This window comes from Dyadobacter sp. NIV53 (assembly GCF_019711195.1).
Taxonomy (GTDB): domain Bacteria; phylum Bacteroidota; class Bacteroidia; order Cytophagales; family Spirosomataceae; genus Dyadobacter.
The window spans coordinates 4938869-4950829 of the sequence record NZ_CP081299.1; the positions used below are offsets into that span (position 1 = coordinate 4938869).

Genomic DNA, 11961 nt, shown 5'->3' on the forward strand with positions numbered 1-11961 from the left:
CTTGACTTCTCTGAACCTTCCAAAAATCATTTCCAACCAATAAAATCCATCCAAAATGAAAAAGCTATTATTAATTATCGTCGTTTCCTTGTTTGCCATTTCCCTTACAAATGCTCAGGATTCTCAATATCAGAAAGCTATAAAAAAGGAGATCGCCAAAGTAATTGAAACTGATTCACTTCCATTATTACAGGAATCGGCGAATACATTTGCACGTATTGCCGCCATGAACCCAAAGGAATGGCAGCCACTTTATTATGGTTCACTGGCTTATATTTTTCAGGGATTGAATAAAACGTCGGAGCTAAATGTGAAAGACGAAGCTTTGGCAAAAGCAGAAGAGCTGATAAAAAAAGCGGACGCTATTTCTCCGGATAACGCAGAGATTGTAACGTTACAGGGTTTTATTTTAATGGCAAAAGTAAATGCAGATCCGTCAAACCGCGGTCAGAATTTATCAGGACAGGTAATGGCTACTTATGGAAAAGCGTTGTCTATTGATAACAAAAATCCAAGGGCACTCGCATTAATGGCACAAATGGAATATGGTATGGCGCAATTCTTTGGTTCAGGAAGCGAAAAAGCATGTAAATTGGCAAAACAAAGTCAGGCGATATATGCAGGACAGGATGAACAGGCATTGAAAGCAGGGATTTTACCAACCTGGGGTAAAAGTATGGTGGATAACTTGTTGAAAAAGTGTAGGTTGTGAGTATTAATTTGATTTACTCAATGTATTGAGTAAATTTACTCAATACATTAAGTAAACTATAAATCATGTACGAAAGATCTGAGTTACAGGAGATTATAAATAGAAGTAAAGAGCCAAGACGTTTTATTCAGGTTTTAATTGGCCCGCGACAAGTAGGTAAAACAACACTCATATTACAATTGATCAAAAAGATCACTATTCCTACTCTTTTTGAGGCAGCAGATCTTGTACCAGTCTCAGGTTCTGTGTGGTTGGAACAGGTTTGGGAAAACGCCCGGTTTCAAATGGATCGCCAGAATACTAATGAGTTCATATTGATCATTGACGAAATTCAAAAGATTGGTAATTGGAGTGAAATTGTTAAACAATTATGGGATGCAGACACACGTGCAGGCAGAAATATGAAAGTGATTCTTTTGGGTTCATCGCGGTTGTTAATTCAGCAAGGACTTACAGAATCGCTGGGTGGCAGGTTTGAAACTACTTATCTGGGACACTGGAATTACACAGAAATGAAGGACGCCTTTGGCTGGACTGCCAAACAATATGCATGGTTTGGTGGTTATCCGGGTTCTGCCTCGCTGATAGAGGATGAAAAAAGATGGAAAAACTATGTGTCTAATGCATTAATTGAAACAAGTGTATCTAAGGATATTTTAATGCTGACCCGGGTAGACAAACCGGCTTTAATGAAACGTCTGTTCGAAATTGGTTGCTTGTATTCCGGCCAGATTGTGGCTTTTATAAAATTGCAGGGCCAGTTAAAAGATGCAGGAAATACAACAACACTATCACATTATCTTACCTTACTGGACACAGCAGGGTTGTTAGGCGGACTAGAAAAATATGCCGGTGATACTATTCGGAAAAGATCTTCCAGCCCTAAATTTCAGGTTCATAATACTGCCTTGATCAGTGCACAACGCAACGAAACATTTGACGAAATTACGCAACGTCTTTCAGACTGGGGACGAATCGTGGAATCGGCAGTAGGAGCACATTTGATGAATTTTTCATTGATTGAGGGATACGGTTTACATTATTGGCGTAATGGCGACAAAGAGGTTGATTTTGTTCTGGAAAAAGGAGGGAAGCTGATTGGTCTTGAAGTCAAAAGTGGTTCCGGAAATAATACAGCTGGAATGGAAGCATTTAAAAAGGATTTTAATCCGGATAAAGTACTACTGATTGGGAGTAACGGTTTGCCCTGGGAAGAATTTTTAGAAATAAATCCTGTACAACTTTTTTAGAAATAGAAATCCTATGACTGGTTCAATCTCCGGAACAAAGCAGAAATTCTGGAATTTCTCCCCCGGTTTTTTTCTGATCAATTTTTTAATAGCATTTGGCATTACCTTTTCTTTTTGCCCTGTTTGTTATTCAAGCCTGGACGGTTTGAAACAAATCTGGGAGAGCTTTTTCATTTCCTTTATCATTTCCATGACATTAAGTTATGGGAGTTCCAGATTCGAAAGATATTTTGACAAGCAAATTCCATGGATCCATTATCCTGCGAAAAGGATGATCCTGGAAACACTTTCTTACATGACCTATGCATTTTGTTCAACCTATGTCATCATTGTACTTTTTGTATTGCTGAGAAACCGGAGCTATACTTTAAACAATCTCCCATGGAAGGAGCTCGTATCAGACACGAAAATGCCTATGATTCTGGCTTTTGTAATTAGTGCTACTTTTATCAGCCGTTCATTTTTAATCGAATGGCGTAAAGCAGCTATTGAAACGGAGCAACTCAAAACAGAGAGATACGCCCAGCAATATCAGTCACTGAAAGATCAGCTGAATCCGCATTTTCTTTTTAATTCACTAAATGTGCTGAATAATCTGGTATATGACAATCCGGATATGGCTTCCAGATTTATTGGGCAGCTATCTAAAATCTATCGTTATGTGCTAGATGTGCAGCAGGAAGAGCTGGTTGAGCTGCAAAAAGAACTTGAATTTGCGGAAAACTATTTATCGTTACAAAAAATACGTTTTGAAGAAGGATTACAGTACAAAATTCAGGTTGATAAAAATAAAACAGGTTTTTTACCTCCACTTTCTTTACAATTGTTATTGGAAAATGCGATCAAGCATAACATTGCTTCCATGGCAAATCCACTTTACATTGACATCATGTTAGATGGAAATTTTTTGATTATAAAAAATAATCTGCAGGTTAGAAGCAGCCTGCCAGAAGATTCAGCAGGAATTGGATTGCCAAATATCAGAAAGCGATATGAATTATTGAGCAGCGAAAATATGTCTGCCGAAGATGTGAATGGTTATTTCGTAGTTAAACTGCCACTGTTGAAATTGTCGTAGTGAGGAGAATCTTATGTAGCAGCGGGAAATTTGAGTATAATCGTTTTTCTGCAAACAGCTAGCTGCTCCGTACCAAAAAGATAGTAAATCAATCACAGCAATGCTCCTTAGAAGCAACCAGTTAGAAGCAAATCAATCATAAAATATTTATTAAAGTCCCATCACGGCTTCCCGACACCATGCAGATCCTGATCATTGAAGACGAAAACCTGGCTGCGAAACGCCTGATAAAACTGTTGAAAGAGCAATTACCGGATTCAGTAATCCACGGTAATCTCGATACGATAACTGCTTCCGTAGACTGGCTTAAAAGCAATCCTGAACCCGATCTGATTTTTTTGGATATTCAGCTTGCTGATGGCATTAGTTTTGAAATATTTGAAAAACTAACAATCAATTCACCAATTATATTCTGCACCGCTTTTGATCAGTATGCCATTAAAGCATTTAAATTAAACAGCATTGATTACTTGCTGAAACCTGTTGATCCGGAAGAACTCAAAAATGCTTTAAACAAATTTCAATCTGGTAGAAAAGCGCCTGCTATTACACTTGATCAAATAAAAAACCTGCTTCATCCCACTCAGAAAACCTTTAAAAGCCGTTTTTTAGTAAAACTTGGAGAACGGATTCAAACTGTTGTTATACAGGATATTGCCTTCTTTTACAGTGAAGACAAAGTAACTCTTTTACAAACAAGACAAGGGAAAAAATACATCATTGATTATACACTCGATGAAGTGGAGGAAATGGTAGATCCACAATATTTTTTTCGGTTGAACAGGAAATACGTTAGTGGGATCAATGCTATTAAAGAGGTTTTTACATATTCAAACAGCCGCCTGAAAATTCACCTGGAAAATTGTAATGACAATGATATCCTTATCAGCCGGGAAAAAATGGGTCTGTTCAAAAGCTGGCTCGGGCAATAGTTATTGACATTTTTTGATGTAAAATTGATTGCTAATTTAGACTGCAGGAAAGGATCAGGTCAAAAAAAATCCGGACGCTACCGCCCGGACTAACTTTATAATTTTGCAAAAAGCTTCTATTTTTTCAATCCTGACAAAAATTCAACTACGTCGCGGATTTCTCTTTTTGACATAATACTTCCCATAGGAGGCATACTGGATGGTACATTATCACGTTTGGCAATTCTTGCTACCGGAATTTTCAGTGGTTCTGCTTCCGAGGTTTTAAGTACCAGTTCATGATCATTTTCAGCAGTAAGTATTCCGGCTGCGGTTTGTCCGTCTTTTAACGTAAGCATAACCATACCGAATCCCGGAGAGATACGTGCACTCGGTTCTACCAATGCCTGGAGAATTTGCTCACGCGAAAGTATGTTACCAATATTAGAAAGATTCGGGCCTACTTCTCCGCCCTGTCCGCCAATGGAATGGCATCTAACACATTCAGCCGCAGAGTTGGTCATAAAATAACGACGGCCTAATTGCGCATTTCCGCCAACCAGAGCATCCTGAAAATCAGCAACAGTTTCTCCGTTTGAACGCATAGGAGCCAGTTTGGCAATTAAAGAAGTTGACTTCGTTGAATCTACCGCTTCGCCCAGGTCTAATGCAAGACTTTGAGGAAGTTGTTTCCCAGACAATTTATCGATCAGGTTAACAAAAATTGTTTCTGTTTTGTCAACGGGTAAAGTTCCTAAAACGCGTAACATCTGCTGTTGCTCTTTAACGCTTCCTTTATCAAAAATTGTTTTTGAAATATCGGATAAAGCTTCTTTTGACATGGTCACACTTCCTACCATTCCAAGAGCCGCCGTGCGTACATCGGCATCGGCATCAGTCATGCCCTTTTTCATAACCGACTCCATGTCCGTATATTTCAGTTCGTTCAATGCAGTTAACATCGCAGCACGTACTTTCGGATCTTTATGGTCATTCAAAATTTTGGCAAGTGCTGTATTATTGTCCGACATCCCCAAATTGGTAAGCATCTGAGACGCTGCAACCAAAATAGTGGCATCATCATCAGCCAATAAGTCACTGATAATAGGTTGGATTTTGTTTTTCACAACAGCCGGATTTCTTTCAATCACACCTCTGTAACGTCCGTCCACACGGTCCATTACCGAAGGGCTGGCCCAGGTTCCGAGTGCAGCCAGTGCTTCTGCTCGAACGCCTTTTTCAATATCTTTCCTTTTAGCAAATGAAACTAAATCATTTAATTGCTGATCTCCGCCTACTCTTAAAGACGCATTGATAGCACGTCTTAATAATGGCTCGGAAGTGAATCTCTTTTCATTTAAAGTAGCAGCAAGTGCTGGTAAAGCACCAGGAATGGACAGGTCGTCATTAATTGCGCGTGCAGCTTCTGTTGCAATGTATTCGTCTTTATCCTGCAAAAACAAGCTTACTTTTTCATTCTTCAATCTGCGTAAAACAAGAACAGCAGCTATACGAAGCGATTTGTTTGGATTATTTGCAAGAGCAGCGATAGGCTCAACTTCTCCGATCCGTGACAATGCCAATACGGCGGCGTGTCTTAGATAAACATCCGTGTCATTGTTGGTTTTGATCATTTCCAGCAACGGAGCAACAGCTGTTTTTTCCTGAATACGTCCCAAAGCCTGCGCACCAAAAAACTGTACACGCGGGTTTTTGCTGGATAACATAGGTATCAGCATAGGGCCTGCTTCTGCTATTTTTTCGTCACCTAATACTTTGGCAGCCTGTGCTGTAATTTCTTCATCCGAATCTTTCAAAAGAGCCAGCAATGCATTTCCATAGGCTTTATCCTGCCTGGTAAGCTGGCCCATTCCCCAAATGCCATGAATCCTGGCCAGTTGGTTACCGGTTTGTGCGATAGCTTTGCTGAATACTGCTGCACCTTTTGCGCCTCTCGTAGCCAGTTCAAACTGGGATTTAAGCCTGATCCGCATATCAGGATTTGAAAGTAATGTCAGTAACATATCCTCAGCTTGTACAGTATAATTAAGCTGCATCAAACGTTTGGTCTCAATTCTTAATTCTTTCAGGTCATTTTTATTATCAGCCACATCCAGTTTCCATACACGCCCGTAATTTTTAGTATCCCAGCCGTTGATCCAGTCGGCTACATATAGTGCGCCATCCGGCCCGAAACGGATGCCAGTAGGTAATATTCCGCTCAGAATATTTTTCTCGCCATCAAGTACAAATGATGCACCTTTTGATTTTAATCCAAATGACCAGATCGGCGAACGTGCAGGATTTCCTACGAATTCAACCAGAAAAAATTTGTTTTTCCATTCCTTACCCAAAGCAGTTCCGGGATTATACTGCATACCAGTCGGGCCGTTATGGAAATTCTGGATAGGAGGAATAATGTACGCAGCCTGTCCATCCCAACGCGGTACATATAGTTTTTCATCCATCCATACTTTATAACTGTTATTCTTTGGATCCGTGTATTTACCATACTGCCAGTTGGATCTCCATCCTGCGTCAGATCCTTCCACAACGTGTACAAGTCTTTCACTTTCGCCCGGATGGTCACCATCATTATCCGAACTGATCAGATTGCCAAATTCATCAAAAACAAATTCGTGTGTATTACGAAGCCCGTCGGCGAAAATTTCAAATTTGCTGCCATCCGGGTTCGATCTTGCTATAACACCAGAGTTGGGATGTTCGTGTTTTATACCTTCTGCATCGGTAATGTTGGCACCAATGTCACCAATGTTCCAGTAGATTTTTCCATCTGGCCCTTCTGATCGGATTAGACATTCCGTGACCGCCAAAGCCAATGTGAACGCCGTAACCATGGCTGATTGATGTTTTTTTATCATAAATCCCGTCATTATTCGTATCGGTAATTCTCCAGAGGTCAGGAGCAATGGCTACAAATGCATCTTTAGCACGTACGAGAACTCCACCTGCTACATCCGATATTTCCTCAAAAAAATCACTTAAAACGCGTACAGAAATATCTGCAATCCCATCATTATTAGTGTCTTCCAGTCGCCATACCTCGTCTTTTTCAACGGCTAAGTCATGCCAGTCATGCACACCATCACCGTTCAGGTCTTTTAACCAAGAATTTTCCTTGCTTTTTTCGGGTGCAAAAGTACTGCGTAAAAATGCGCGGCGGTCTTCAACAGTTTGCATTGCAATGGATTGCGTCATCCAGTTACGATGTCCGCGGATATCAAATTCTGAATTTTTCTGACGATTGGTCCTGTTCAAATAAACTCTTCCCATATCATCAATTGTAATCGCAACCGGATCAGGAGCCAGGGAATCAGATGCCCAAAGATCCAGTTTTAATCCGTCTCCAAGTTTTATGGCAGTTTTCTCACGTATTTCTTTGGCTCTGACTTTTCCAACAGCCGCATCTTCCTTAATAACCATAGCTGATTCAAGAATTTTGGAGGTATTGGAAGGGGCCATTTTCATACAGGATACTACCGCAATGGCAACTATTCCTGTAATAATAACGGGTTTTCGGAAAAAGGTTTTTGGGGTCATTTAATTAAGGTACTTTTTAACGCAGAATAATAACTTGGTGTATTTAATCCTAAATGTACTAGAGAAAAACTTAAAGAGATTGTAAATACTGATTTTTACTGTTGTGAATTAAAATTAGCGGTTTACCAGAGAAGTCAACTTTTTAAAAGTTGACTTCTCTCTTTCTAAATAAAACGTAATTAATTAGTCAAATCGTTTTTAATAATAATTGGTTTGACTAATTCAAAATTCATTTTATCTTGTTAACCTATTCATCAACAAACTATTAAAAATGCCAATCAATGAGAAATATCTTGAATCATTTTCAGAAAATGAATTCATGCATGTAACCTGCCGAGCGATCAGTAATGTCTTATTGTTTAGAAATGATGAAAATCTCCGCTATTTTTTAAAAAAGTATGCGGAATATAGCAACGGGTATTTGCAGACTTATAGTTATATATTGTTGGATAATCATGTTCATTGGCTTGTAAAAACAGTTAGTAGTGAATTGCTATTTGACTTTATCAACCACATACCCGTAAAGGATCAGAAATCACACCAGAAAAAATTTATAAAGAAAGAAATCGGTTTTGAAGAAGCTGTTGAATTTCAATTCAGAGATTTTTTTATTGCATCCGCAATGGGCATATAACAAACGGTTTGACCGATCAGGAGCGTTGTTTTTAAATCCTGTCAGACGAGTGAAGATAGAAGATGAACAACATTTTACGCAAATTGTTATTTACCAGCATGCTAATGTGGTAAAACATGGAATACTTAAAAGTTTTGTGGGATATCCATGGTCTTCTTACAATTCATTATTGTCAGTTAAACCAACAATTTTACAAAGAGACGAAGTATTGGAATGGTTTGGAGGCAGAGAGGAATTTATTCGGATACATCGGGAGCAAACAGAATACTTTTATGATATTTTTGTTTCTGTTGATTAAATATGAAAAATAGAGAAGTCAACTTTTCAAAAGTTGACTTCTCTGATATACGTAAATTGGATCCACTTTTTGAAATTTCACAGGATATTGGCAGCTTGCAGGATAATTGACAATAAAATAAAATATGACTAATAACGATATTCTTAAAAAGCTTCGTGTAGCGCTCCATCTTCGTAATGATGAAATAATAGCAATTCTTGCCTTAGTAAATTTTAAAGTGACCGCCAGTGAACTGGGAGCCTTGTTTCGCAAAGAAGGGCATGAAAATTACAAACCATGCGGAGACCAGTTACTACGCAATTTCCTGAATGGCCTTATTATTCATATGAGAGGCCCGCTGGAAGAAGGTGCAAAGCCGCACGAAGACTAAACAATTACCGTTTATACTTGTTTTTATAGGCTGATTGAGCCACTTACAGTAGCTTAACAGCATTTAACCTTTCTGATCTTTCTTTTTTATCTATCTTTGGTTTTAGCCATTGCTTTTAGCTTTATGGCCTACCACCTAATATAAATCAGTTTAGTTTCATACCAAAATCAAATGATAACCCAGGTTATAATTACATTAGTACTTGTCTTTCTTAACGGTTTTTTTGTTGCTGCCGAATTTGCCATTGTAAAGATCAGAGCGTCACAGCTCGAACAAAAAGCACAGGACGGCAATGCAATGGCTATTTTATCAAAAAAAATTGTAGGGAACCTGGATGGATATCTTGCTGCTACCCAGTTTGGGATTACATTGGCTAGTTTGGGTTTGGGTTGGATAGGGGAGCCGGTTGTTTCCAAAATCCTGATAAGCGGAATGGAATTGGTAGGTATTAGCCTTGAACCCGAACTTGCGCATCAGATTGCTTTACCGGCTGCATTTGCTATTATTACTGTACTTCACATTGTTTTTGGTGAGCTTGCTCCAAAGTCAATAGCAATCCAGCGTCCTGAGGCCACAACTTTATTTTTATCATATCCTTTACATGGCTTTTACCTGGTTTTCAAGCCGGTTGTATGGTTGTTGAATGGTATTGCAACTTTCATTTTAAAAGGTGTTGGCATCACACCCACACATGGAAGCGAAGTACATAGCAGCGATGAATTGCGTTATCTGGTGCATCAGCAAAAGGAAAGCGGCATGATTGAAGCAGCTGATTACGATCTGATAAAAAATGCATTTAACTTTTCTGAACGTCTTGTTAAGCAGGTAATGATTCCGCGCCCGCAAGTGATTGGAATTGATATCAATGATTTTAATGAAACCAAACTTGAAAAAATCATTGAAGAAGGTTATTCAAGAATTCCGGTTTATGAAGATACCCTGGACCAGATTGTGGGTGTATTACATTTAAAGGACTTGCTTCTTCAGATGCGAAAAGGAAATGAAATTGTGTTGCAGGAATTAATCAGGCCTATTTCAACCGTTCACGAGTCTAAACCTATCGGTGCCTTATTGAGGGATTTTCAGGTAAACCGTCAGCAAATGGCCGTGATTATTGATGAATATGGCGGTGTTGATGGAATTATTACAATGGAAGATATTCTGGAAGAACTGGTTGGCGAAATTCAGGATGAATATGATAACGAAGTGCCGATTGTAAAAGATGAACATGATAACACTTACACCGTACTCGGATCAGCTTCCATTACAGATGTTAACGACAAATTACCTCACGATATTTCCACAGAAGGAGACTATGAAACTCTGGCTGGTTATCTGATCTGGAAATTTGGCCGGATTCCCGCAGTTGGTGAAAAACTTAAAACGAAACATTATGAATTCATTGTTTTGAAAAAGCAGCGCAGTACAATTACGCAGGTGAAAATTATTTCATTAGATAATAAGGAAGTCGTTTAAGATAAAAGTGCTCATAATTTCAAGCCTGATTATAAAGTTTAATTACGGTTTGCCTCATTTTTTTACCTGTTTTGCTTAATACAAAAGCAATTCCTTCTGCAATATCTGTTGTCGGAATCCATGTAGTAAAATCAGCTTCCGGCATTTCATTCCGGTTTGCAGGCGTATCTATGGTGCTGGGCACAATTACCGTCGCTGTAATATTTTGTGATTCACCCTCAGCATTGATCATTTCTGCCATTTGAAATAGCATCGATTTTGATAAGGCATAAGCGAAATTTCCTGCACCTTGTTTGGCAACTAAAGCCGGCCTTGCGCCAATAAACACAAACTGGCCTCCGCCTTGTAATTTAAATTGTGCCATGAGTGGTTTTACCAGGTGAAAAGCAGTGAAAAAATTAAGCTGAATCATCTTTTCAATATCCGCTGCATCAGTTTCTGCAATCTTTCCTGGTGCATAACCTCCTACTAAAAATATACCGGCCTGAACAGAACCGGTATATTTTATTGTATCAGCTATGAAAACCGAAGCAGCATCTTTATCCGTTAAATCAACAATTTGGGCATATACATCAGGAAATTCATTGAAAATATCAGTGCTGTGAGAACCGGTTGTTACAAACAAACGGTAGCCAAGACCTGAAAGTTTTTGTACAACATCTTTTCCCAGATTTCCTGATGCACCGGTGATAATGATGTTTTCCTGCATGTGTTTGAGATTAAACCTGTTCTAAAAAAAGAGTTGTCAATTTAAAAAAATGACAACTCTAAAATAACAATTTTTTATTAATTCAATGTTTTAATTAGCCGCCAGAAGTTCTATAAGGAATTTTCTAAATGGTTCTGCAAATTCCTTCCTTTTCAATGCAAATTCAACTGTTGTTTTAAGATAATCCAGTTTATCACCAATGTCATGACGTTTTCCTTCAATGCGGTGTGAAAAAATATTTTCACGTTTTAGTAAGAGAAGCATTGCATCAGTAAGCTGGATCTCATTGTTTTTTCCTTTTGGCGTTTGTTCAATGGTCCTGAAAATTTCCGGGGTCAAAATATAACGACCTGCTATGGCTAAGTTGGAAGGTGCCAGATCAATTGCTGGTTTTTCAATAAGCGTTGTCAGCTCCATAATTGTATCGCTTAATGTAGTCCCACCTACAATTCCATAGCGGTTTACTTTATTGGCAGGTACTTCTTCAACTGCAATAATAGAACCGCCATATTGTTCGTAGGCATCCATCAACTGTTGCGTAACCGGAATCACAGAATCCATAATAGTGTCGCCCAGCAATACTGCAAATGGTTCATTGCCAACATGATGTCGCGCATAATAAATTGCATCACCTAATCCATTAGCTTCTTTCTGGCGAACAAAATGAACATTGGCCATATCTGCCAGTCTACGCATTTCATTGAACCACATCAGATCCTCCTTTTCTTCCAGGCGGCTTTCCAGTTCTACATTACGGTCAAAATGATCCTCAATGGCGCGTTTTCCTTTTCCTGAAATAATTAATATATCTTCAATACCGGAGTCCACTGCTTCCTGTACTACATATTGAATAGTGGGAATGTCTATAATCGGCAGCATTTCCTTTGGCATTGATTTGGTCGCTGGCAGAAATCGGGTTCCAAGTCCGGCAGCAGGTATAACAGCTTTACGAATCATAAGTT

The 11961-nt window shown here is 38.9% G+C and carries 10 protein-coding genes and 1 pseudogene; 8 read left to right on the forward strand and 3 right to left on the reverse strand.

Features of this window, described 5'->3' with window-relative positions:
• The first annotated feature begins 55 nt into the window (after positions 1-55).
• The 4 genes from KZC02_RS20295 (at position 56) to KZC02_RS20310 (ending at position 3972) form a co-directional block, all read left to right on the forward strand.
• The gene (locus KZC02_RS20295; RefSeq protein WP_221390367.1) at positions 56-712 is read left to right on the forward strand and encodes a hypothetical protein; all 657 of its coding nucleotides are present in this window, start codon (positions 56-58) and stop codon (positions 710-712) included.
• A gap of 65 nt (positions 713-777) precedes the next feature.
• Entirely contained in the window at positions 778-1962 is a 1185-nt protein-coding gene (locus KZC02_RS20300) for an ATP-binding protein (protein ID WP_310590331.1), read from the forward strand.
• A 13-nt stretch (positions 1963-1975) separates the two neighbouring features.
• On the forward strand, positions 1976-3040 hold the full coding sequence (locus KZC02_RS20305; protein ID WP_221390368.1) for a sensor histidine kinase: 1065 nt from the start codon (positions 1976-1978) through the stop codon (positions 3038-3040).
• Between the two features lie 179 nt (positions 3041-3219).
• Positions 3220-3972: a LytTR family DNA-binding domain-containing protein gene (locus tag KZC02_RS20310; protein ID WP_221390369.1), complete on the forward strand. Its 753-nt coding sequence runs from the start codon at positions 3220-3222 to the stop codon at positions 3970-3972.
• Between the two features lie 116 nt (positions 3973-4088).
• Here the strand turns inward: KZC02_RS20310 and KZC02_RS20315 are convergent.
• Positions 4089-7395, reverse strand: a pseudogene (locus tag KZC02_RS20315) (HEAT repeat domain-containing protein).
• A gap of 388 nt (positions 7396-7783) precedes the next feature.
• Between KZC02_RS20315 and KZC02_RS20320 the strand changes: the two are divergent.
• The 4 genes from KZC02_RS20320 (at position 7784) to KZC02_RS20335 (ending at position 10290) form a co-directional block, all read left to right on the forward strand.
• Positions 7784-8146 (forward strand): hypothetical protein, encoded by a 363-nt coding sequence (locus KZC02_RS20320; protein ID WP_221390370.1) that lies wholly within the window; start codon positions 7784-7786, stop codon positions 8144-8146.
• Between the two features lie 49 nt (positions 8147-8195).
• Positions 8196-8444: a hypothetical protein gene (locus KZC02_RS20325; RefSeq protein ID WP_221390371.1), complete on the forward strand. Its 249-nt coding sequence runs from the start codon at positions 8196-8198 to the stop codon at positions 8442-8444.
• Between the two features lie 124 nt (positions 8445-8568).
• Positions 8569-8814 (forward strand): DUF1456 family protein, encoded by a 246-nt coding sequence (locus KZC02_RS20330; protein ID WP_221390372.1) that lies wholly within the window; start codon positions 8569-8571, stop codon positions 8812-8814.
• Between the two features lie 171 nt (positions 8815-8985).
• Positions 8986-10290, forward strand: a complete 1305-nt coding sequence (locus KZC02_RS20335) for a hemolysin family protein (RefSeq protein ID WP_221390373.1) — start codon at positions 8986-8988, stop codon at positions 10288-10290.
• Positions 10291-10309: 19 nt separating this feature from the next.
• Here the strand turns inward: KZC02_RS20335 and KZC02_RS20340 are convergent, their stop codons facing one another.
• Entirely contained in the window at positions 10310-10999 is a 690-nt protein-coding gene (locus KZC02_RS20340) for an SDR family NAD(P)-dependent oxidoreductase (protein WP_221390374.1), read from the reverse strand.
• 90 nt (positions 11000-11089) lie between these two features.
• The gene (gene galU / locus KZC02_RS20345) at positions 11090-11956 is read right to left on the reverse strand and encodes a UTP--glucose-1-phosphate uridylyltransferase GalU (protein WP_221390375.1); all 867 of its coding nucleotides are present in this window, start codon (positions 11954-11956) and stop codon (positions 11090-11092) included.
• Positions 11957-11961: the final 5 nt, after the last annotated feature.